Annotated in this window: 3 protein-coding genes; all 3 read left to right on the forward strand. The window is 75.7% G+C overall.

The features are described 5' to 3' along the window. The first annotated feature begins 7 nt into the window (after positions 1 to 7). Genes RM555_RS01880 through RM555_RS01890 form a run of 3 tightly spaced genes read left to right on the forward strand, consistent with a single transcriptional unit; the run spans position 8 to position 25,583 of the window. On the forward strand, positions 8 to 10,990 hold the full coding sequence (locus RM555_RS01880) for an SDR family NAD(P)-dependent oxidoreductase (RefSeq protein ID WP_449560137.1): 10,983 nt from the start codon (positions 8 to 10) through the stop codon (positions 10,988 to 10,990). 36 nt (positions 10,991 to 11,026) lie between these two features. Beyond that, positions 11,027 to 16,027: a type I polyketide synthase gene (locus RM555_RS01885; protein ID WP_311410125.1), complete on the forward strand. Its 5,001-nt coding sequence runs from the start codon at positions 11,027 to 11,029 to the stop codon at positions 16,025 to 16,027. A 49-nt stretch (positions 16,028 to 16,076) separates the two neighbouring features. Next, positions 16,077 to 25,583 (forward strand): type I polyketide synthase, encoded by a 9,507-nt coding sequence (locus tag RM555_RS01890; RefSeq protein WP_311410126.1) that lies wholly within the window; start codon positions 16,077 to 16,079, stop codon positions 25,581 to 25,583. Positions 25,584 to 25,598 lie beyond the last annotated feature (15 nt).

Consider the following 25,598-nt stretch of genomic DNA (forward strand, 5'->3'; position numbering starts at 1 on the left):
ATCGCTGCTGCGACGACGGGTCAACACAAGGAGTGCGCGGTCCATGGCTGACGAGGCGAAGCTTCTCGACTACCTCAAGCGGGTCACCGCTGACCTGCACCAGGTGCGCCAGCGCCTGCGCGAGGTGGAGGCCGGCGAACAGGAACCGGTCGCCATCGTCTCCATGAGCTGCCGCTTCCCCGGCGGGGTGCGGTCGCCCGAGGACCTGTGGGAGGTCGTCGCGTCCGGCCGGGACGTGGTCTCCGACTTCCCGGAGGACCGCGGCTGGGACCTCGGGTCGCTCTACGACAGCGACCCCGAGCAGAGCGGCACGTCGTACACGCGGCAGGGCGGCTTCGTCCACGACCTGGCCGACTTCGACCCGGGCTTCTTCGCGATCTCCCCCCGGGAGGCGCTGGCGATGGACCCGCAGCAGCGCTGGCTGCTGGAGACCTCGTGGGAGGCCCTGGAGCGCGCCGGCATCGACCCGCACTCGCTGAAGGGCAGCCGCACCGGCGTCTTCGCCGGCAGCACCGGCCAGGACTACGGCACCGTGCTGATGGGCGCCGCGCAGGGCCTCGAAGGGCACCTGATGACCGGCAACGCCGGCAGCGTGGTCTCCGGCCGGATCGCCTACACCTTCGGGCTGGAGGGGCCGGCGGTCACCATCGACACCGCCTGCTCGTCGTCCCTGGTCGCCCTGCACCTCGCGGGGCAGGCGCTGCGGCAGCGGGAGTGCACCCTGGCCATCGTCGCCGGGGTCACCGCCATGTGCACCCCGGCCGCCTTCGTCGAGTTCTCCCGGCAGCGCGGCCTCGCCGCCGACGGCCGGTGCAAGGCGTTCGCCGCCGCCGCCGACGGGACCGGCTGGTCCGAGGGCGTCGGCGTCCTGGTGCTGGAGCGGCTGTCGGACGCGCAGCGCAACGGCCACCCCATCCTCGCCGTGGTGCGGGGCAGCGCGGTGAACCAGGACGGCGCCTCCAACGGCCTGAGCGCCCCGAACGGGCCGTCGCAGCAGCGGGTGATCCAGCAGGCCCTGGCCAACGCCGGTCTCGCCGCCGGTGGCGTGGACGTGGTGGAGGCGCACGGCACCGGCACCCGGCTCGGCGACCCGATCGAGGCCCAGGCGCTGCTCGCCACGTACGGGCAGGACCGGGGGGACTCGGCGCCGCTGCTGCTCGGGTCGGTCAAGTCGAACATCGGTCACGCCCAGGCCGCCGCCGGCGTCGCCGGTGTGATCAAGATGGTCATGGCGATGCGGCACGGCGTCGTCCCGCCCACCCTGCACGTGGACGAGCCGACGCCCGAGGTCGACTGGTCGGCCGGCGAGGTGTCGCTGGTGACCGAGGCGACGCCGTGGCCGGCGGTGGGCCGCCCGCGCCGCTCGGCGGTCTCCTCGTTCGGGGTGTCCGGCACCAACGCGCACACCATCCTGGAGCAGGCCCCGGCGCCCCAGCAGCCCCCGTCGGCCGCCGCCGCGCCGGTGGTCGAGCGGCCGGTCGTGCCGGTGCCGGTGTCGGCCCGGGACGCGGCCGGCCTCGCCGCGCAGGCGGGCCGCTGGGCCGCCCGGATCGCCGCCGACGAGACCCTGCGCCCCCTGGACGTGGCGTTCTCGTCGGTCACCTCCCGCTCCACCCTGGACCACCGGGCCGTGGTCTCCGCGACCGGCCGCGAGGACCTGCTGGCCGGGCTGCGCGCCCTCGCCGCCGGGGAGCCGTCGGGCGCGGTCGTCACGGGCCAGGCCGGCGGCCGGGGATCGCTGGCGGTGCTCTTCTCCGGCCAGGGCGCGCAGCGCGCCGGGATGGGTCGGGAGCTGTACGCCGAGTTCCCGGTGTTCGCGACCGCGCTGGACGAGGTGTGCGTGTACCTGGACGCGCTGCTGCCGCGCCCGCTGAAGGAGGTGCTGTTCGCTCCCGAGGGTTCCGCGGAGGCGGAGCTGCTGGACCAGACCGTGTTCACCCAGGCTGGGCTGTTCGCCGTCGAGGTGGCGCTGTTCCGGCTCGTGGAGTCGTTCGGGATCACGCCGGACTTCGTGGGTGGGCATTCGATCGGTGAGGTCGCGGCCGCGCACGTGGCCGGGGTGCTGTCCCTGGCGGACGCGGCGGCGCTGGTGGCGGCGCGGGGCCGGTTGATGCAGGCGCTGCCCACCGGGGGTGGGATGCTGGCCGTGGCGGCGGCCGAGGTCGACGTGCTCGCCACGTTGGATGGTCTGGCCGACGTGGGGATCGCGGCGGTGAATGGGCCGACGTCGGTGGTCGTCTCCGGTGCCGTCGAGGTGCTGGACGAGGTGGAGCGGGTCTGGCGGGAGCGGGGCGTGCGTACGCGTCGGCTGACGGTGAGCCACGCGTTCCACAGTCCGCTGATGGAGCCGATGCTCGCCGAGTTCCGCACCGTCCTGGCCGGGTTGGCGTTCGCTGCGCCGGCGCTGCCGATCGTGTCGAACGTGACCGGGGCGCTCGCCGACGCCGAGGAGATCCGCACCGCCGACTACTGGGTGCGCCACGTGCGGCAGGCCGTCCGTTTCGCCGACGGGGTCGCCGCGCTGCGCGCCGCCGGGGCGGACACCTTCCTGGAGATCGGGCCGCAGAGCGTACTGACCGCGATGGCGGCGGACATCCTGCCCGGCGACGACGGCGTGCTGGCCGTCGCCGTGCAGCGCAAGGACCGGCCCGCCGTGCACGGGCTGCTGGCCGGGCTGGCCGAGCTGCACGCGCACGGGGTGGCCGTCGACTGGCAGCCGTGGTTCGCCGACACCGGCGCGCGGCGGGTGGACCTGCCCACGTACGCGTTCCAGCACCAGCGCTACTGGCCCGAGGCGGGCGCCGGGTGGACCGGCGACGTCACCGCGTTCGGCCTGCGGCCCGCGCAGCACCCCCTGCTCGGGGCCGCCGTCGGCGTCGCGCACGCCGAGGGCTTCCTGTTCACCGGCCGGCTGGCCCGGCGTACCCACCCGTGGATCTCCGACCACGTCGTCTTCGACACCGTGCTGCTGCCCGGCACCGGCTTCGTCGAACTCGCCCTCCAGGCGGGCGCGCACGTCGGCGCGGACCACGTCCGCGAACTCACCCTGGAATCGCCGCTGATCCTGCCGGAGACCGGGGGCGTCGACATCCAGCTCTGGATCGGCCCGGCGGACGAGACGGGCTGCCGGTCCGTGTCGCTGCACTCCGCCCAGGACGGCGAGCCGGCCGAGGGCGAGCGGGCCTGGACCCGCAACGCCAGCGGCGTGCTGGCCAGCGGCCCGGCCGTGCCGAGCGGCCCCGCCGGCTGGTCCGACCTGACCACCTGGCCCCCGCCGGGCGCGACCGAGGTCGGCACCGACGACCTCTACCTGAACCTCGCCGCCCAGGGCTACGACTACGGCCCGTCGTTCATCGCCCTGCGCTCCGCCTGGCGGCGCGGCGACGACCTCTTCGCCGAGCTGGCGCTGCCCGAGGCCCCCGCCGCCGAGGCCGGCGGGTACGGCCTGCACCCGGCCCTGCTCGACGCGGCGCTGCACACCCTCGGCCTGACCACGCCGGCCGGGGAGCCGTCCGGGGCGGACATGCCCCCGGGGTACGGCCGGCTGCCGTTCTCCTGGAACGACGTCGCCCTGCACGGCGCCGGGGCCGCGGCGGCCCGGGTCCGGGTCTCGCACACCGGCCCCGACAGCATCTCGCTGCTGCTCACCGACGTCACCGGGGCGCCCGTCATCTCCGTCGGCTCCCTGGTCCTGCGGCCGGTCTCCGCCGACCAGCTCCGCACCGCCGGGGGCGGCGGCGCCGAGTCGCTGTTCCGGGTGGAGTGGGCCCCGCTCGCGCTGCCCGCCGGCCCGTCCACCGTCGACTGGGCGGTCATCGGCGACGCGGCGGCGCTCACCGACGCGGTCGCCGCCACCGGCACGACCGTGACGGCGTACGCCGACCTGACCGCCCTCGCCACGACGATGGACGACGGGACGGGCGCACCCGGCGTGCTGCTCGTGCCGTTCCTCGACCCGCCCGCGTCGGCGGACGTGCCCGGGGCCGTCGCCGAGGTGACCCACCGGGCGCTCGCCGTGCTCCAGCAGTTCCTCGCCGAGGAGCGCTACGCGGACTCCCGGCTGGTGGTGCTGACCTCGGGCGCGGTCGCCACCGAATGGGACACCGACCTGACCGACCTGGCCGGCGCCGCCGTGATCGGCCTGCTCCGCTCCGCCCAGTCGGAGAACCCCGACCGGTTCGTGCTGGTCGACGTCGACGACATCGCCGGCTGCGCCGCCGCGCTCGTCCCGGCCGTCGCCACCGACGAGCCGCAGGTCGTGATCCGCGCGGGCGTCGCCGCCGGCGCCCGGCTCACCCGGGTCCCCGCCCCGAGCGAGCCGCCGGCCGTCCCGTTCGACTCCGACGGCACCGTCCTGATCACCGGCGCCACCGGCACCCTCGGCCAGCTCATGAGCCGGCACCTCGTGGGCACGTACGGCGTCCGGCACCTGATCCTCACCAGCCGGCGCGGCCGGGCCGCCGGGGGCGTCGCGGAGCTCTGCGCCGAGTTGGAGGCGCTCGGCGTGAGCGTCACCGTCGCCGCCTGCGACGTCGCCGACCGCGGCGCCGTGGCCGAGCTGCTGGCCGGCATCCCGGCGGCGCACCCCCTCACCGCCGTCATCCACGCCGCCGGCGTCCGCGACGACGGCGTCATCTCCTCGCTCACCCCCGAGCGGATGGACGGCGTGCTGCGGCCCAAGGTCGACGCCGCCTGGCACCTGCACGAGCTGACCGCCGACCTCGACCTGAAGGCGTTCGTCTCGTACTCCTCGCTCGCCGCCACCGCCGGCGGCCCGGGCCAGGGCAACTACGCCGCCGCCAACGCGTTCCTCGACGGGCTGGCCCAGCACCGCAAGGCGCGCGGCCTCGCCGCGCTCACCCTCGCCTGGGGCCTCTGGGCCGACCGCAGCGGCATGACCACCGAGCTGGACGACGTCCACCTCAACCGGATCTCCCGCTCCGGCGTCGCCGCCATGGAGGCCGAGGAGGGGCTCGCGCTCTTCGACGCGGCCTGCCGCACCACGGACGCCGCGCTGGTCCCGGCCCGGCTGGACCTCGCCGCGATGAAGGTGCAGTTCGCCGGCGGGAGCATCCCGCCGCTGTACCGGGCGCTGATCCGCATGCCCGCCCGCGCCGCCGCGGCCACCACCGGCGCCTCGCTCGTGCAGCAGCTCGCCGGGCTCGGCGACGCCGAGCGGGCCGCCGCGCTGGTCGAGATCGTCCGGGGGCAGGCCGCTGCCGTGCTCGGCTACCCCGACCCGGCGGCCATCGAGCCGCGCCGGGCGTTCAGCGAGTTCGGCTTCGACTCGCTCACCGCCGTCGAGATGCGCAACCGGCTCAACAACGCCTTCGGGATGCGGCTGCCGGCCACCCTCGTCTTCGACTACCCGACCCCGCACGACCTGGCGGGCTTCCTGGGTACGGAGATCGCCGGCACCCCGGTCCCCGTGCGGCCCACGACGACCGCCGTGTCGGTCGGCGACGACGAGCCCCTCGCGATCATCGGCATGGCCTGCCGGCTGCCCGGCGGCGTGTGGTCGCCCGACGACCTGTGGCGGCTGGTGGTCGACGGCGTCGACGCGATCAGCGACCTGCCGACCGACCGGGGCTGGGACCTCGACAGCCTCTACAGCCCCGATCCGGACGCCCCCGGCACCTTCTACGCCCGTGGCGGCGGCTTCCTCAGCGGCGTCGACCGCTTCGACCCCGGCTTCTTCGGCATCTCGCCCCGCGAGGCGCTGGCCATGGACCCGCAGCAGCGGCTGCTGCTGGAGACCACCTGGGAGTCCTTCGAGTCCGCCGGCATCGACCCGGCCGACGTACGGGGCAGCAGCACCGGCGTCTTCGTCGGCACCAGCGGCCAGGACTACGGCTCGCTGCTCGCGTACTCGCCGGAGGCCGCCGAGGGCTACATGCTGACCGGGATGACCAGCAGCGTCATCTCGGGCCGCGTGGCGTACACGTTCGGGCTGGAGGGGCCGGCGGTGTCGCTGGACACCGCCTGCTCCTCGTCGCTGGTCGCACTGCACTGGGCCGGTCAGGCGCTGCGGCGCGGCGAGTGCGACATGGCCCTCGCCGGCGGCGTCATGGTGATGGCCACCCCGACCGCGTTCGTCGAGTTCTCCCGGCAGCGCGGCCTCGCGGCCGACGGCCGGTGCAAGTCGTTCGCCGCGTCCGCCGACGGCACCGGCTGGTCCGAGGGCGTCGGCATGCTGCTCGTGCAGCGGCTCTCCGACGCCCGCCGGCAGGGCCGCACCGTGTACGCGGTGGTGCGCGGCTCGGCCATCAACCAGGACGGCGCCTCCAACGGGCTGACCGCCCCGAACGGCCCCTCGCAGCAGCGGGTGATCCGGCAGGCCCTCGCGTCGGCCCGCCTGACGACCGCCGACGTGGACGTGGTCGAGGCGCACGGCACGGGCACCACCCTCGGCGACCCGATCGAGGCGCAGGCCCTGCTCGCCACGTACGGGCGGGAGCGGCCCGCCGACCGGCCGCTGCTGCTCGGCTCGATCAAGTCGAACATCGGTCACGCCCAGGCCGCCGCCGGTGTCGCCGGTGTGATCAAGATGGTGCAGGCCATCCGGCACGGCCTCGTCCCGGCGACGCTGCACGTGGACGAGCCGTCCCCGCACATCGACTGGACCTCCGGCGCGGTGGAGCTGGCGACGGAGTCGCGGCCGTGGCCGGCGGTGGACCGGCCGCGCCGGGCGGCGGTGTCCTCGTTCGGCATCTCCGGCACCAACGCCCACGTGATCATCGAGCAGGCCGACGAGCCGCAGGCCGTGGCTCCGGCCGAGCCCGGCCCCGGGCTCGTGACCTCCGACGCGGTGCTGTGGTCGCTGTCGGGGCGGTCGAAGGGCGCCCTGACCGGACAGGCGGCCCGCCTGGCGGAGTACGTGCGCGAGCGCGGCGACATCGACGCGGCGGCGGTGGGCTGGTCCCTCGCCGCCACCCGGTCGACGTTCGACCACCGCGCCGCCGTCGTCGGGTCGAGCCTGGAGGAGCTGCTGGCGGGGCTGGACGCCCTGGCCTCCGGGACGCCGGCCGGGAACGTCGTCGCCGGCACCGCCACGCCCCACGGTGCGGGCCCGGTGTTCGTGTTCCCGGGTCAGGGTGCGCAGTCGGCGCGGATGGCGGCCGGTCTGGTGGGTCGTACGCCGGTGTTCGACGCGCGGCTGGCGGAGTGCCAGCGGGCCCTCGCCCCGTACCTGGACGTGGACCTGGTGTCGGTGTTGACCGGTGACGACGAGTCGTGGCTGGAGCGGGTCGAGGTCGTGCAGCCGGTGCTGTGGGCCGTCGGCGTGGCCCTGGCGGCGGTGTGGCAGCACGCGGGGGTGACCCCGGCTGCGGTGGTCGGTCACTCGCAGGGCGAGATCGGCGCGGCCTGCGTGGCCGGGATCCTCAGCATCGAGGACGCGGCGAGGGCCGTGGCGCTGCGCTCGCGGGCGCTGACGGTCCTGCGGGGCACCGGCACGATGGCGTCGGTGGACCTGTCGGCCGACGCGGTCGCCGAGCGGCTGCCGGCGTTCCCCGGCGTGGGTGTCGCGGCGGTGAACGGCCCGTCGACGGTCGTGGTGTCGGGTCCGCCGCAGCCGGTCGCCGACCTGGTGGAGTCCTGCCAGGCCGACGGGGTGCGCGCGCGGTTGATCCCCGTGGACTACGCGTCGCACTCGGCGGCGGTGCAGGAGGTCGCCGAGCAGTTGCGTGCCGACCTGGCCGACGTGGCGCCGCAGCAGGGCCACACCCGGCTGGTGTCGACGCTGACGGGGGACTGGGTCGAGCCGGCGTCGATGACCGCCGGCTACTGGTTCGACAACCTGCGGCAGACCGTCCAGTTCGACGCCGCCGTGCGGGTGGCCGTCGCCGCCGGGCACACGACGTTCGTCGAGATCAGCCCGCATCCGGTGTTGACGATGCCGGTCACGGCGATCCTGGACGACGCCGGCGCGAGCGGGCACACGCTGGGCAGCCTGCGGCGGGGTGACGACGACGCGACGCGGTTGCTGACGAACCTCGCCACCGCCCACACGATCGGCCTGCCCGTCGACCTGGGCACGGTCCTCGCCGGGACCGACGTCGTGGCGCTGCCCACGTACGCCTTCGACCACCAGCGGTACTGGGTCGAGCCGCCGCTGCACCGGGCGCAGGACGTCAGCTCCGCCGGCCTCCAGGACGCCGGGCACCCGCTGCTCAGCGCCACGCTGACCTTCCCCGACAGCGAGCGGATGGTCTTCACCGGGCGGCTGTCGGTGCGTACCCACCCGTGGCTCGGCGAGCACCGGGTGATGGACAACATCCTGCTGCCCGGCACCGCCTTCGTCGAGCTGGCCACGTACGCCGGCGAGCAGGCCGGCTGCCCGACGGTGGAGGAGCTGACCCTGCTCGCCCCGCTCGTCCTGCCCGAACTCGGCGCGCTCCAGGTGCAGCTCATGGTCGGCGACCGGGACGACGACGGGCGGCGCACCGTCCAGCTCTACTCCCGGCCCTACCGGGACGGCTCCGACGAGATCCTGGCCGACGTCGCCTGGACCTGCCACGCCACCGGCCTGCTCGGTCCGCAGCCGGCCGACGCCGCGCCCGCCTTCGACCTGGGGGTGTGGCCGCCGCCCGGCGCGACGCGCGTCGAGGCCGACGACTTCTACTCCGGCATCGAGGCCACCGTCTTCGGGTACGGCCCGGCGTTCCGTGGCCTGCGCGCCGCGTGGACCCGCGACGACGAGGTCTTCGCCGAGGTCGAACTGCCCGCCGACCACCACGCCGAGGCCGGTCGCTTCGGGGTGCACCCGGCGCTGCTGGACGGCGCGTTGCAGGCCATGTCGATCGGCGGCTTCCTCGGCCGGATGGGCGACGGCGCCGACGCCACCGTGCCCCGCCTGCCGTTCGCCTGGACCGGGGTGTCCCTGCTCGCCGCCGGGGCCACCGCCCTGCGCGTACGCGTCGCCGCCGCCGGCGAGGTCGGCGTCTCCTTCCAGGTGGCCGACGCCACCGGCGCCCCGGTGCTGCACGTCGACTCGCTGATCATGCGCCGGGTCTCCGGCGACTCGCTCGGCGCGGCCCGCTCCGGCCGGCACGAATCGCTGTTCCAGGTGGACTGGCCGGCGCTGCCGGTGCCCACCGGCCCCGTGCCGGCGGCCACCCGCTGGGTGGCGCTCGGCGACGACCTGGCGCTCAGCGCCGCCTGCGAGGCGGCCGGCGCCCGGGTGCGTACCGACGTCGGCCTCGACTCGCTGGGCGACCTGCTCGCCGGGGGTGAGCCGGCGCCCGAGGCGGTGATCGTGCCGATCGGCGACGCCGGGGACCCGACGGATCCGGCGCTGGCCGGGCAGGCGCGGGCCACCACGCACCGTACCCTCGCCGCGTTGCGGACCTGGCTCGCCGACGACCGGTTCGCCGAGTCCCGGCTGGTGCTGGTCACCCGCGACGCGGTCGCGGCGGGCGAGCAGCAGGTGGTCAACCTGCGCCAGGCCCCGGTCTGGGGTCTGCTGCGCACCGCCCAGCTCGAACACCCGGGCCGGTGCCAGCTCGTGGACCTCGACGACACCCCGGACAGCGCCACCGCGCTGGCCGCCGCGATCGCCTCCGGCGAGCCGCAGCTCGCCGTGCGGGCCGGGCAGGTGCGCACGCCACGGCTCGGGCGGGTCCCGGCCGGCGTGGAGCCGCTGCCCGGCGGGATCGACCCGGACGGCACCGTGCTGATCACCGGCGGCACGGGCGTGCTGGGCCGCATCCTGGCCCGCCACCTCGCCGCCACCCACGGCGTGCGGCACCTGCTGCTGGCCGGGCGGCGCGGCGCGGCGGCCGAGGGGATCGACGACCTCGTCACCGAGCTCGCTGGCGCCGGTACGGAGGTGACCGTCGCGGCCTGCGACGCCGCCGACCCCGACGCCCTGTCGGCGCTGCTGGCCGGGGTGCCCGCGGCGCACCCGCTCACCGCCGTGGTGCACGCCGCTGGCGTCCTCGACGACGGCGTGCTGGAGTCGATGACGCCTGAACGGGTGGACGCGGTCGCCGTGCCGAAGATCGACGCGGCGTGGCACCTGCACCGCCTCACGGCCGACGCGAACCTCGCGGCCTTCGTCCTCTTCTCCTCGGCGGCGGCCACCCTGGGCAGCGCCGGCCAGTCCAACTACGCCGCGTCGAACGCCTTCCTCGACGCCCTCGCGGCGCACCGCCGGGCCCGCGGGCTCGCCGGCATCTCGCTCGCGTGGGGCCTCTGGGAGCAGGCCAGCGGCATGACCGGCCACCTCGGCGACGACGACGTGCGGCGGATGGCCGAGCAGGGCGCCGCCGGTCTCGCCACCGAGCAGGCGCTGAACCTCTTCGACGCCGCGTGGCGGCTCGACGCGGCGGCCGTCGTGCCGATGCGCCTGGACGTCGGGACGCTGCGGGGGCAGGCCGAGGCCGGCACCCTCGCGCCGATGCTCCGGGCCCTGGTCCGGGTGCCGCTGCGGCGCTCCGTCGACGCCACCGGCGCCCGCTCCGGCGGGGTGCAGCTCAGCCAGCGGCTCGCCGGCCTGGCCGGCCCGGAGCGGCTCAAGGTCGTGCTCGACGTGGTACGGGCGAACATCGCCGCCGTCCTCGGTCACGCCGGCGCCGACGCCGTCGACCCGAACCGGCTCTTCACCGACCTGGGCTTCGACTCGCTCACCGCCGTCGACCTGCGCAACCGGCTCAACGGCCTGTCCGGGCTGCGGCTGCCGGCGACGCTGGTCTTCGACTACCCGACGCCGACCGCGCTCGCCGAGAAGCTGACCAGCGAGATCGCCGCCGACGCGGCACCCTCCACGCAGCCCCTCTTCCAGGGCATCGACACGGTGGAGAGCCTGCTCAACGCCATCCCGCTCGACCCGGCGGCCCGGGCCCGGTTCACCGCCCGGATGCAGGACCTGCTCGCCAAGGCGTCCGACCTGGCGGCCGGACCCGCCGCCGAACCGGACCGGCCCGACCTCGACTCGGCCAGCGACGACGAGATCTTCGACTTCATCAGCAAAGAGTTTGGAATCTCCTGAGATGACCAACCTTCCAATCGAGGCAGGTGCCCCCCGATGAGCGATGACAAGCTGCGGTACTTCCTCAAGCGGGTCACCGCCGACCTGCACGAGACCAAGCGCAAGCTGCAGACCGTCGAGGCGCGCGACCAGGAACCCCTGGCCATCGTCTCGATGAGTTGCCGCTTCCCCGGTGGCGTTGGGTCGCCGGAGGACCTGTGGGAGCTTGTCGCCGACGGCCGGGACGCGCTCACCGAGTTCCCCGACGACCGGGGGTGGGACCTGGAGTCGCTCTACGACCCCGACCCCAACAAGCCGGGCAAGAGCTACACGCGCATCGGCGGGTTCCTCGACGGCGCCGGTGACTTCGACCCGTCCCTGTTCGGGATCTCGCCGCGTGAGGCCCTCGCCATGGACCCGCAGCAGCGGCTGCTGCTGGAGACGTCCTGGGAGGCCATCGAGCGGGCCGGCATCGACCCGCTGTCGCTGCGCGGCAGCTCCACCGGTGTCTTCGTCGGGCTGAGCACCTCGAACTACGGCATGGGTCTGCCGCACGTGCCCGAGGGCGTCGACATGTACATCGGCACCGGCAACACCACGAGCGTCGCGTCCGGCCGGATCTCGTTCACCCTCGGCCTCAACGGCCCCGCCGTCACCGTCGACACCGCCTGCTCCTCCTCGCTGGTGGCCCTGCACCTCGCCGTGAACGCGCTGCGCCGCGGCGAGTGCGACCTGGCCATCGCCGGTGGCGTCACCGTGATGGTCACCCCCGGCGTCTTCGTCGTCTTCTCCCGGCAGCGCGGCATGTCCGTCGACGGCCGGTGCAGGGCCTTCGCGGCCGGCGCGGACGGCACCGGCTGGGGCGAGGGCGGCGGCGTGCTCGTCGTGGAGCGGCTGGCCGACGCCGAGCGCAACGGCCACCCGATCCTCGCCGTGATCCGGGGCAGCGCCCTCAACCAGGACGGCGCGTCCAACGGGCTCACCGCCCCGAACGGCCCCTCCCAGCAGCGGGTCATCCGGCAGGCCCTCGCGAACGCCCGGCTCGGCACCGCCGACGTCGACATGGTCGAGGCGCACGGCACCGGCACCACCCTCGGCGACCCCATCGAGGCGCAGGCGCTCATCGCCACGTACGGGCAGGACCGGCCCGCCGACCGGCCGCTGTGGCTGGGCTCGGTCAAGTCGAACATCGGCCACACCCAGAGCGCCGCCGGCGTCGCCGGGCTGGTCAAGATGGTGATGGCGCTGCGCAACGGCGTCATGCCGGAGACCCTGCACGTCGACGAGCCCTCCCCGCACGTGGACTGGACCGCCGGGGCGGTCTCCCTGCTCACCGAGTCCAAGCCGTGGCCGGAGCTGGACCGCCCCCGCCGCGGCGGCGTCTCCTCGTTCGGCGTGAGCGGCACCAACGCGCACGTGATCCTGGAGGAGTACCGGCCGCGCGTCGCCGAACCGGCGTCCGTGGACGGCGACGAGGCCGTCGAGGCCACCGCCGTCGAGCCCGCGCGACGCCCCGGCCTGGTCGGCTCGGACGTGACCCTCTGGCCGGTGTCGGCCCGGTCGCGCTCCGCCCTCGCCGGGCAGGCCGCCCGGCTCGCGCGGCACGTGCGCGAGCACGGCGACCTCGCCCCGGCGGCCGTCGGCTGGTCGCTGGCCACCACCCGCTCGACGTTCGACCACCGCGCCGCCGTGGTCGGCCTCGGCACCGACGAACTGCTCGCCGGGCTGGACGCCCTCGCCGCCGGCCACCCGGCCGGCAACCTCGTCACCGGTACGGTCACCAGCGCTGGCGCGGGCCCCGTCTTCGTCTTCCCGGGTCAGGGTGCGCAGTCGGCGCGGATGGCCGCCGGTCTGGTCGGTCGGACGCCGGTGTTCGACGCGAAGCTGGCCGAGTGCCAGCGGGCCCTCGCCCCGTACCTCGATGTCGATCTCGTGTCGGTGCTGACCGGCGACGACGAGTCGTGGCTGGAGCGGGTCGAGGTCGTGCAGCCCGTGCTGTGGGCCGTCGGCATCGCCCTCGCGGCCGTGTGGCGCGCGGCGGGCGTCGTCCCGGACGCGGTCGTCGGCCACTCGCAGGGCGAGATCGGCGCAGCGTGCGTGGCCGGCATCCTCAGCCTGGACGACGCCGCGAGGACCGTGGCGCTGCGCTCCCGCGCCCTGGCGGTGCTGCGTGGCACCGGCACGATGGCGTCGGTGGACCTGTCGGCCGACGCGGTCGCCGAGCGCCTGCCGGCGTTCCCGGGCGTCGGTGTCGCGGCGGTCAACGGCCCGTCCACCGTCGTGGTCTCCGGCCCGCCGCAGCCCGTCGCCGACCTCGTGGCCGCGTGCCAGGCCGAGGGCCTGCGCGCCCGGCTCATCCCCGTGGACTACGCCTCCCACTCCGAGGCCGTGCAGCAGGTCGCCGAGCAGCTCCGCGCGGACCTGGCCGACGTCACCCCGCAGGCCGGCCACACCCGCCTGGTCTCCACCCTCACCGGGGACTGGGTCGACCCGGCCTCGATGACCGCGGACTACTGGTACGACAACCTGCGCCGCACCGTGCGGTTCGACGCCGCCGTCCGGACGGCGATCGCCGCCGGGCACACCACGTTCGTGGAGATCAGCCCGCACCCGGTGCTGACGATGCCGGTCACGGCGATCCTCGACGACACCGGCGTCACCGGCCACACCCTGGGCAGCCTGCGCCGCGGCGACGACGACGCGACCCGGCTGCTGGCCAACCTCGCCACCGCGTACGCCATCGGCCTGCCCGTCGACCTCGCGAACGTCCTCGCCGAGACCGAGGTGGCGCCGCTGCCCACGTACGCCTTCGACCACCAGCGGTTCTGGCTGGACGGCAGCGGCGGCCCCGACCTGCAGAGCCTGCTCCAGGGCGCGGCCGGCGGCGACCCCAGCGACACGAGCTTCTGGGCGGCCGTCGAACGCGGGGACGTCACCGCCCTCGCGGAGACCATCGCCACCGAGGACACCCCGGCCCACGAGGTCCTCGACGCGCTGCTGCCGGCCCTGCCGCTGCTCACCTCGTGGCGCCGGCAGCGGCGCCGCCAGTCCGACATCGACAGCTGGCGCTACCAGGACACCTGGAAGCCGCTGACCGGCGTCGCCAACCGGGGCATGAGCGGCACCTGGGTCGTCGTGCTGCCCACCGGCGACATCATCGAGCCCTGGCAGGACGCCTGCGTCGAGGCGTTCGCGGCGGCCGGCGCGACGCTCGTCCCGGTGCCCGTCTCCACCCCCGACGTCGACCGCGACCAGTTCGGCAAGCTGCTTCAGGAGGCGCTCGCCGCCGCGCCGGGTGGCGACGACGCCGCCGCCGAGGTGACCGGCGTGGTCTCGCTGCTCGCCTTCGACGAGCTGGCCCACCCGCTGCACCCGTCGGTGCCCGGCGGCTTCGCCGCCACCGTCGCGCTCTTCCAGGCCCTGGGCGACCTCGGCCTGCGCGCTCCGATGTGGAGCGTCACCTCCGGCGCCGCGTCCGTCGGCATGGCCGACCTGCTGCGCTCCCCGGTGCAGTCGCTGGTCTGGGGCTTCGGCCGGGTCGCCGCGCTGGAGCACCCGCAGCGCTGGGGCGGTCTCGTGGACCTGCCGGAGGCCGTCGACGAGCGCTGCGCCGACCTGCTGGTCGCGGCCCTCACCGCCGCCGGTGAGGAGGACCAGATCGCGGTACGCCCCGGCGGCCTGCTCGCCCGCCGGCTCACCCGGGTGCCGCTCGGCGAGAGCCAGCCCGCGAACCCGTGGCAGCCGTACGGCACGGCGCTGGTCACCGGCGGCACGGGCGCGCTCGGCGGGCACGCCGCCCGCTGGCTGGCCCGCAGCGGCGTGGAGAACATCGTGGTCGTCAGCCGGCGGGGCATGGCCGCGCCGGGCGCGCAGCAGCTCGTCGACGACCTCACCGAGCTGGGCGCCCAGGCCACCGTCGTCGAGTGCGACGCCTCCGACCGGGACGCGCTGGCCGACCTGATCGACGCGATTCCCGCCGAGTACCCGCTCACCACGGTCGTGCACGCCTCCGCCGTGCTCGACGACGCCATGATCAACGACATCCGGCCGGAGCAGATCGAGCGGGTGCTCCAGGCCAAGGTCGACGTCGCGTACAACCTGCACGAGCTGACCCTCGACCACGAGCTGTCGGCGTTCATCATGTTCTCGTCCTTCGCCGGCAGCGTGGCCAGCTCCGGCGTCGGCAACTACGCCCCGAGCAACGCGTTCCTCGACGCCCTCGCCCAGCACCGGCGTGGCCTCGGCCTGACCGCCACCTCCATCGCCTGGGGGGCGTGGGCCGGCGGCGGCATGGCCGACGGGCCGCTCGGCGAGCTGCTGCACCGCCACGGCGTACCCGAGATGACCCCCGAGGCGGCCATCGCCGCGCTACACCAGGCCGTGGACCACGGCGAGGCGTTCCTGACCATCGCCGACATCGCCTGGGAACGGTTCTCCGTCGCCTTCACCGCCACCCGGCCCGGTCCGCTGATCAGCGACCTGCCGGACGTGCGGCGCCTCGTCACGGCCGAGCAGATGGCCAGCGTGGAGGCCGGCGACGGCCCGGAGACGTTGCAGGACCGGCTCGCCGGCCTGCCCGCCGCCGAGCGGCTCGCCGTGCTGCTCGGCCTGGTCCGCAGCCAGGTCGCCGCCGTGCTCAACTACCCGTCCGCCGAGTCGGTGGACGAGCACCGGGCGTTCCGGGAGCTGGGCTTCGACTCCGTCACCGCCGTCGAGCTGCGCAACCGGCTCGGCTCGGCCACCGGCGTGGCCCTGCCGGTCACCCTGGTCTTCGACTACCCGACCCCGACGACCCTGGCGGAGTACCTCTTCGCCGAGGTCGCCCACGACGACGTGGTCACCCCGACCGCCCTCCTCGACGATCTGGACCGGATCGCCGACAGCCTCGACGTGGTGGCGCGGGACGAGGCGGCCCGGGTGCGGGCCACCGTACGCCTGCAGGCGATGCTGTCCCGGCTCGCCCAGGACAGCGGTGGCGCCGACATCGGCCGGCACCTCGACGACGCCACCGACGACGAGTTGTTCGCGATGGTCGACAAGGACCTCGGCATCTCCTGACCTTCCAGCTCCAGCTCTCTCCCGTCCCTTTCGAGGAAGCGGCACTCCGATGGCCAACGAAGACAAGCTCCGCGACTACCTCAAGCGGGTCATGGCGGATCTCCACGACACCCGCCGCCGGCTCAGTGAGGCACAGTCCCAGGAACTGGAGCCGGTGGCGATCGTGGCGATGAGCTGCCGGCTGCCGGGCGGGGTGCGCAACCCCGACGACCTGTGGGAGCTGTTGCGGGACGGCCGGGACGCGGTCACCCCCTTCCCCGACGACCGGGGCTGGGACCTGGAGCGCCTCTACCACCCCGACCCCGACCACCCGGGCACCTCGTACGCCCGGGAGGGCGGGTTCGTCGACGGGGCCGGCGACTTCGACTCCGCCTTCTTCGGCATCTCGCCCCGCGAGGCGCTGACCATGGACCCCCAGCAGCGGTTGCTGCTGGAGACGTCCTGGGAGGCGGTCGAGGCCGCCGGGATCGACCCGGCCTCGCTGCGCGGCAGCCGGACCGGGGTGTTCGTCGGCACCAACGGGCAGGACTACGGCACCCTGCTGATGATGTCGCCGGACGGCGACGAGGGGCACTCGATGACCGGGGGCGCGGCGGCCGTCGCGTCGGGCCGGGTGTCGTACACCCTCGGGCTCGAAGGGCCGGCCGTCTCCATCGACACGGCGTGCTCGTCGTCGCTGGTGGCACTGCACCTCGCGGTGCAGGCGCTGCGGGCGGGGGAGTGCGACCTGGCGCTGGCCGGCGGGGTGACCGTGATGGCCACCCCGGGCCTCTACATCGGATCCAGCCGGCAGCGCGCCCTCTCCACCGACGGGCGGTGCAGGTCGTTCGCCGCCAGCGCCGACGGCGCCGGGTTCTCCGAGGGCGTCGGCTGGCTGCTGGTCGAGCGGCTGTCGGACGCCCGCCGCAACGGCCACCACGTCCTCGCGGTGGTCCGCGGCACCGCCGTCAACCAGGACGGCGCGTCGAACGGGCTGACGGCCCCGAACGGGCCGGCGCAGCAGCGGGTGATCAGCCAGGCCCTCGCCTCCGCCCGGCTCTCCACCGCCGACGTCGACGTCGTGGAGGCGCACGGCACCGGCACCAAGCTGGGCGACCCGATCGAGGCGCAGGCGCTCATCGCCACGTACGGGCAGGACCGGGGGGACGCACCGCCGCTGCTGCTCGGCTCGGTGAAGTCGAACATCGGCCACGCCCAGGCCGCCGCCGGCGTGGCCGGGGTGATCAAGCTGGTGCTCGCCATCCGGCACGGCGTCGTCCCGGCGACGCTGCACGTCGACGCGCCGTCCCCGCACATCGACTGGACGGCCGGCGCGGTGGAACTGGCCACCGAGGCCCGGCCGTGGCCCGAGACGGGCCGGGCGCGGCGGGGCGCCGTCTCCTCGTTCGGCATCTCCGGCACCAACGCCCACGTGATCATCGAGCAGCCGGACGAGTCGGCCGAGGAGCGCCACTCCGACTCCGCCCCCGGGCTGGTCGCGGCCGACGCGCTCCTCTGGCCGGTGTCGGCCCGGTCGAAGGCCGCCCTGGCCGGGCAGGCCGCCCGGCTCGCGTCGCACCTGCGACAGCGCGACGGGCTGGAGCCGGCCGCGGTGGGCTGGTCCCTGGCGGCCACCCGGTCGACGTTCGACCACCGCGCCGCCGTGGTCGGCTCGACCACCGACGAGCTGCTGGCGGGGCTGGACGCGGTCGCGGCCGGCCTGCCCGCCGGGAACGTGGTCAGCGGAGTGGCGTCGAGCCCCGGCGCGGGCCCCGTCTTCGTCTTCCCCGGTCAGGGTGCGCAGTCGGCGCGGATGGCCGCCGGTCTGGTCGGTCGGACGCCCGTGTTCGACGCGAAGCTGGCCGAGTGCCAGCGGGCCCTCGACCCGCACCTGGACGTGGACCTGGTGTCGGTGCTGACCGGCGACGACGAGTCGTGGCTGGAGCGGGTCGAGGTCGTGCAGCCGGTGCTGTGGGCCGTCGGCATCGCCCTCGCCGCGGTGTGGCAGCACGCGGGGGTGACCCCGGCCGCGGTGGTCGGTCACTCGCAGGGCGAGATCGGCGCGGCGTGCGTGGCCGGGATCCTCAGCCTGGAGGATGCGGCGAAGGCGGTGGCGCTGCGGTCCCGCGCCCTGACCGTGCTGCGCGGCACCGGCACGATGGCGTCGGTGGACCTGTCGGCCGACGCGGTCGCCGAGCGCCTGCCGGCCTTCCCCGGCGTGGGGGTGGCGGCGGTCAACGGCCCGTCCACCGTCGTGGTCTCCGGCCCGCCGCAGCACGTCGCCGACCTGGTGCAGGCGTGCCAGGCCGAGGGGGTCCGGGCCCGGTTGATCCCCGTGGACTACGCGTCGCACTCGCCCGCCGTGCAGGAGGTCGCCGAGCAGCTGCGCGCCGACCTGGCCGACGTGACGCCGCAGGTCGGCCACACCCGCCTGGTCTCCACCCTCACCGGGGACTGGGCCGACCCGATCTCGATGGGCGCGGACTACTGGTACGACAACCTGCGCCGGACGGTGCTCTTCGACACGGCGGTGCGGGTGGCCGTCGCCGCCGGGCACACCACGTTCGTGGAGATCAGCCCGCATCCCGTGCTGACGATGCCGGTCACGGCGATCCTCGACGACACCGGAGTCACCGGCCACACCCTGGGCAGCCTGCGCCGCGACGACGACGACGCGACCCGGCTGCTGACCAACCTCGCCGCGGCGCACGCCATCGGCCTGCCCATCGACCTGACGAAGGTCCTGCCCGCCGCGCCCACCGTCGACCTGCCCACGTACGCCTTCGACCACCACCGGTACTGGCCCGCTCCGCCGGCCTTCCTCGCCGCGCCCGACGGCGAGCCGGACCTCGACCGGTGGCGCTACCGGGTCACCTGGCAGGCCGTGCCCGACCTGCCGCTGACCTGGCTCGCCGGCACCTGGCTCGTCCCGGTACCCGCGGCGCTGGCCGGGGACCCCCTGGTCGCCGACGTGCTGTCGGCGCTCGGCAACTTCGGCGCGGACGTCGTACCCGTGGAACTGGACGCCACCGACGACCCGGCGGCGCTGGCCGAGCTGCTGCGCGCCGCACTCGCCGGCCCGGACGGACCCGCCGCCGTGCTCTCCCTGCTGGGCCTGGACGAGCGGGCGCACCCGGAGCACCCGGCGACCTCGCTGGCCGTCTCGGGCACCGCCCTGCTGGTGCAGGCGCTCGGGGCGCTCGGCGTCGAGGCGCCGCTGTGGTGCGCCACCCGGGGAGCCGTCGCGGTCAGCGCCGACGACCCGGCGCCGAGCCCCGTCGCCGCCTCCGTCTGGGGGCTCGGCCGCGCGGTCGCCCTCGAACACCCCGCCCGCTGGGGCGGCCTGCTCGACCTGCCGTACACCCTCGACGCGCAGGCCGGCGCCCTGCTCTGCGCGGCGCTCGGCGCCAGCGGCGAGGACCCGTTCGGCGGTGACGCCGACCAGTTCGGCGACGACGACGGCGCGGAGCGGTTCGGCGGCGGCGAGGACCAGCTCGCCGTGCGCGAGTCCGGGGTCTTCGTCCGCCGGCTCACCCGGCTCACCGAACCCGAGTCGACCGCGTCCGGCGACGCCGTCGACGACACGTGGCGGATGCGCGGCACCGTGCTGATCACCGGCGGCACCGGCGGGCTGGGCGGACACCTGGCCCGCTGGGCGGCCCGCTCCGGCGCCGCGCACGTCCTGCTGGCCAGCCGGCGCGGCCCGGACGCCCCGGGCGCCGCCGAGCTGGAGGCGGAGCTGACCGGCCTCGGCGTACGGGTCACCGTGGCCCGCTGCGACGTCGCCGACCGGGCACAGGTGGCCGACCTGCTGGCCGCCGTCCCCGCCGACGCCCCGGTGACCGCCGTGCTGCACACCGCCGCCGTCCTCGACGACGGGATCGTGGACACCGTCACCCCGCAGCGCCTGCACACCGTCGCCGCGCCCAAGTGCGCCGCCGCCGTCCACCTGGACGAGCTGACCCGGGACCTCGACCTGGACGCCTTCGTGCTGTTCTCCTCGGTCGCCGGCACCACCGGCAACGCCGGGCAGGGCGCGTACGGGGCGGCGAACGCGTTCCTCGACGCCCTCGCCGAGCGGCGCCGGGCCGAGGGCCTGCCCGCCCTCTCGGTGGCCTGGGGCGCGTGGAGCGGGGCCGGCCTGCCCGCCGACAACGAACGCGCCCAGCAGCGGCTGCGCCGGGGTGGCATGCTCGGCATGGACCCGGAGCTGGCCGTCGAGGCCCTCGCCCGGGCGCTGCGGCGCGGCGAGACCACGACCCTGATCGCCGACATCGACTGGGCCCGGTTCGCCCCCGCGTTCACCCTGGTCCGGCCCAGCCCGCTGATCGGCGACCTCGCCGAGGTGCGCGAGGCGACGCGGCCGGACCCGCAGGAGGCCGCCGAGGAGGCGACGGACGTACCGTCGGCCCTGGCGCGGCGGCTCGCCGGGCTCGCCGCGGCGGAGCGCGCCGCGACGCTGCTGGAGCTGGTCCGCCAGTGCGCGGCGACCGCGCTCGGCTACGGCGCGGCCGACGACATCCCGGCCACCCTGCCCTTCCGCGACCTCGGCCTGGACTCGCTGACCGCCGTGGACATGCGCAACTTCCTGGCCACCGCCACCGACCTGCGGCTGCCCGCGACCCTCGCCTTCGACTACCCGAACCCGACGGCGCTCGCCGCGCACCTCGACGAGCTGCTCACCGGGGCCGCCCCGGACGTGGCCACCCCCGCCCCGGCCGCACTGGCCGACGACGACGATCCGATCGCCATCGTGGCGATGAGCTGCCGCCTGCCCGGCGGGGCGGACACCCCGGAGCAGCTGTGGCAGCTCCTCGCCGCCGGCGGCGACGCGATCGGCGAGTTCCCCACCGACCGGGGCTGGGACCTCGACCGGCTCTTCGACTCCGACCCGGAGAAGGAGGGCACCAGCTACGCCCGCGAGGGCGGATTCGTCACCGGGGCCGCCGACTTCGACGCCGGCTTCTTCGGCATCAGCCCCCGCGAGGCCCTGGCCATGGACCCGCAGCAGCGGCTCCTGCTGGAGGCGTCCTGGGAGGCGATCGAGCGGGCCGGCATCGACCCGCACGCGCTGCGCGGCAGCCAGACCGGCGTCTTCGTCGGCACCAACTACCAGGACTACCGGAACCTGATGTTCAGCGCCGAGGGCGCCGAGGGGCACCTGATGACCGGCAACGCCGGCAGCGTGCTCTCCGGCCGGGTGTCGTACACCCTCGGGCTGGAGGGGCCTGCCGTCTCGGTCGACACCGCCTGCTCGTCGTCGCTGGTCGCGCTGCACTGGGCCTGCCAGGCGCTGCGCCGCTCGGAGTGCTCCCTCGCCCTCGTCGGCGGCGTCACCGTCATGTCCACCCCCGGGGTGTTCGTCGGCTTCAGCCGGCAGCGGGGACTCGCCCCGGACAGCCGGGTCAAGGCGTTCGCCTCCGCCGCCGACGGCACCAGCTGGGGCGAGGGCCTCGGCCTGCTGCTCGTCGAGCGGCTCTCCGACGCCCGCCGCAACGGCCACCCCGTGCTCGCCGTGATCCGGGGCAGCGCCGTCAACCAGGACGGCGCCTCCAACGGCCTGACCGCCCCGAACGGGCCGTCGCAGCAGCGGGTGATCCGGCAGGCGCTCGCCAACGCCGGCCTCACCCCGGCCGACGTGGACGCCGTCGAGGCGCACGGCACCGGCACCAAGCTCGGCGACCCGATCGAGGCGCAGGCCCTGCTCGCCACGTACGGCCAGCGGCCCGCCGACCAGCCGCTCTGGCTCGGCTCGATCAAGTCCAACATCGGGCACACGCAGGCCGCCGCCGGCGTCGCCGGGATCATCAAGATGGTGCTGGCGCTGCGGCACGGCTACCTGCCGCAGACCCTGCACGTCGACGAGCCGACCGACCAGGTGGACTGGTCCGTCGGCGCGGTCGAGCTGCTGGGCGAGGGCCGCCCGTGGCCGGTCACCGACCACCCGCGCCGCGCGGCCGTCTCCTCGTTCGGCATCAGCGGCACCAACGCGCACACCATCCTGGAGCAGGCCCCGGAGCCGTCCGTCGTCGAGCCGCCGACGGGGGAGCCGGCCGGGCTGCCGGTGGTGCCGGTGCTGCTGTCGGGACGTACGGCGGTCGCGCTGGCCGCCCAGGCCGACCGCTGGGCCGAGCAGCTCACCGGGCTGGAGGCACCCCGGACGGTCGACGTGGGCTGGTCGTCGGCGGTCTCCCGGGCCACCCTGGAGCACCGGGCCGTCGTGCTGGCCACCGACCGGATCGCGCTGGGCGCCGGGCTGCGCGCCCTCGGCGCCGGTGAGGACTCGCCGCTGGTGGTCACCGGCGTGGCCGCGTCCCGGCCGAAGGTGGCGTACCTGTTCTCCGGGCAGGGGGCGCAGCGGGCCGGGATGGGTCGCGAGCTGGCCGAGGCGTTCCCGGTCTTCGCCGCCGCGCTCGACGAGGCCTGCGCCGCACTCGACCCGCACCTGCCCCGCCCGCTGAAGCCGCTGCTCTTCGCCGAGCCCGACACCGGAGAGGCCGAGGCGCTGGACCGGACCGAGTTCACCCAGCCGGCGCTCTTCGCCGTGGAAGTGGCGCTGTTCCGGCTGTTCGAGGCGTGGGGGGTGCGCCCCGACGCGGTCGCCGGGCACTCCATCGGCGAGTTCGCCGCGGCCCACGCCGCCGGGATGCTCTCCCTGGCCGACGCCGCCGAGCTGGTCGCCGCCCGGGGCCGGCTGATGCAGGCGCTGCCGGCCGGCGGGGCGATGCTCGCCATCGCCGCCACCGAGGCCGAGGTGACCGCCGGGCTCGGCGACCGCGCCGACCGGGTCTCCGTCGCCGCCGTCAACGGTCCCGCCGCCGTCGTGGTGTCCGGGGCCGGCGACGCCGTCGAGGAGCTGGCCGCCGAGTGGAGCGCGCGGGGCGTCCGGATCCGACGGCTGACGGTCAGCCACGCGTTCCACAGCCCGCTGATGGAACCGGTGCTCGACGACCTCGCCGCCGTCGCCGGACGGCTGCGGTACCAGGACCCGACCATCCCGATGATCTCCACCGTCACCGGCGCGCCGGTCGACGCGGCGGAGCTCGGCACGCCGGAGTACTGGGTGCGGCACGCCCGCGACGCCGTGCGCTTCGCCGACGCCGTCGCGGCGCTGCGGGAGCGCAACGTCACCGGCTACGTCGAGATCGGCCCGGACGGGGTGCTCACCGCCCTCACCCAGGCCGTCCTGGCCGAGGACGCCCCGACCGGCGGCCGGGCCCCGCTGGTCGTGCCCGCCCTGCGCCGGGACCGCCCCGAGCCGACCACCCTGCTGCGGGCGGTCGCCGCGCTGCACACCCACGGCGTCTCCCCGGACTGGTTCGCCCTCTACGCGGGCACCGGCGCGCAGCGCGTCGACCTGCCCACCTACACGTTCGACCGGCAGCGCTACTGGCCGGAGCCGCCGCCGTGGGCCAGCCTGGCGGCCGAGGACGACCGCACCGACGTCGAGCGCCGCTTCTGGGCGGCCGTCGAGGCCGAGGACCTCGAGTCGCTGGCCCGCGACCTGGACGTGGACCGCGACCAGCCGTTCGGGACGGTGCTGCCCGCGCTCTCCGCGTGGCGGCGGCGCGGCCGGGAACGGTCCCTGGTCGACGGCAGCCGGTACCGGGTCGTCTGGGAGCCCATCGAGGAGACCCCGCAGGAGCAGGATCCCGGCCGCTGGCTGGTGCTGCTGCCCGCCGACCGGGCCGACGACCCCGACCTGAACTCCTGCACCTGGGCCCTGGGCACCGACGTGACCATCGTGCCCGTGGACACCGGCGCCGACCCCGACGAGCTGTGCGGCGGGTTCGCCGACGTGCTCACCGAGGCACTCGGCGAGGACGGGGGACCGCTGTCGATCCTCTCCTTCCTCGGCCTGGACGACGCCCCGCACGCCGAGCACCCGGCGCTGCCGCGTGGCCTCGCCGCGACCGTGCACCTGCTCCAGCAGCTCGTCGACCTCGACGCCCCGGCCCGGCTCTGGTCCGTGACCCAGGGTGCCGTCGGGGTCGGCGACGGCGACGTCCCGGCCAACCCGCGGCAGGCGATGCTGTGGGGCCTGGGCCGGGTGGCCGCGCTGGAACAGCCCGCCCGCTGGGCCGGTCTGGTCGACCTGCCCACCGACCTCGAGCCCTGGACGGCGATGCGGCTCGGCGGCATCCTCACCGGCGGCGGCGTGGAGGACCAGCTCGCCGTCCGCGAGTCCGGGGTGCTGGTGCGGCGGCTCGTCCCGGCCGTCACCGACGGGGAGCCCACGCCGTGGCAGCCCCGGGGCACGGTGCTGATCACCGGCGGCACCGGCGCGCTCGGCGGGCACGTGGCCCGCTGGGTGGCCGGCGCCGGCGCGGAACGGGTCGTGCTGACCAGCCGGCGGGGCACCGACACCCCCGGCGCCGCCGAACTGCTCGCCGAACTGACCACCCTCGGGGTGGACTGCCGGGTCGCCCGCTGCGACGCCGCCGACCGGAACGCGGTGGCCGAGCTCCTGGCCGACCTCGGGCGGGAGGGACCGCCGCTGCGCGCGGTGGTGCACGCCGCGGGGGTCAGCGAGGTGGTGCCGCTGGCCGACACCACCCTGGAGGACCTGGCGTACGTCATCGCCCCGAAGCTGTCCGGCGCCGAGCACCTCGACGAGCTGCTCGACGACGTCGACCTGGACGCGTTCGTGCTCTTCTCGTCCATCTCGGCGGTGTGGGGCAGCGGCGGGCAGGGCGCGTACGCGGCCGGCAACGCCTACCTGGACGCCCTCGCCGAGCGGCGCCGGGGCCGGGGCCTGGCGGCCACCTCCGTCGCGTGGGGGCCGTGGACCGAGTCCGGCATGTACACCGAGGGGGCGGCGGAGCAGCTGCGCCGCCGTGGCCTGCGGGTGATGCCGCCGGGCGTGGCGATGGCGGGGCTGCGGCACGCCCTGGCCGCCGGGGACACCTGCGTCACCGTCGCCGACGTCGACTGGGCCACCTTCGCGCCGCTGTTCACCTCGCTGCGGCCCAGCCCGCTGCTGGCCGACCTGCCGGCCGTACGTGAGCTGGCCGTCACGCCCGCCGACGCGCCGGACGCCTCCGCGCCCGTCGCCCGGGACCTGCTCGCCGAGTTGCGGGCGTTGCCCGGCGACGAGCGGCGGGCCGCCCTGCTGGAGATGGTGCGCATCGACGCGGCGAAGGTGCTCGGCCACTCCTCCGCCGACGTGATCGAGACGGACCGGGGCTTCCTGGACCTCGGCTTCGACTCGCTCACCGCCGTGGAGCTGCGCAACCTGCTCACCGCGGCCACCGGGCACGACCTGCCCACCACGGTCGTCTTCGACTACCCGACGCCGGCCGGCCTGGCAGACCACCTCTACGAGGAGCTCTTCGCCGACGGCGACGGGGAGTTCGGCGACGACGGTGACGAGGAGTCGGTCCGCCGGGCCCTCGCCGCGATCCCGCTGGACGAGCTGCGGCGGACGGGCCTGCTCGACCAACTGCTCCAGTTGGCCCGCACGAGCGCCGGTCCGCCGGCCGTGGCGCCCGTCGCCCCGGCCGCGCCCGAGGCGCAGATCCACGAACTCGACGTCGCGGGCCTGGTCCGGATGGCCCTGGAAGGCTCCGACTCGTGACCCGGCCGGCCCTGA

The organism is Micromonospora reichwaldensis (genome assembly GCF_031845925.1).
GTDB lineage: Bacteria > Actinomycetota > Actinomycetes > Mycobacteriales > Micromonosporaceae > Micromonospora > Micromonospora reichwaldensis.

Excerpts from the sequence above, each read along its gene's own strand:
- RM555_RS01890 (WP_311410126.1), top strand. The coding sequence starts at position 16,077 with ATGGCCAACGAAGACAAGCTCCGCGACTACCTCAAGCGGGTCATGGCG.
- RM555_RS01885 (WP_311410125.1), top strand. The coding sequence starts at position 11,027 with ATGAGCGATGACAAGCTGCGGTACTTCCTCAAGCGGGTCACCGCCGAC.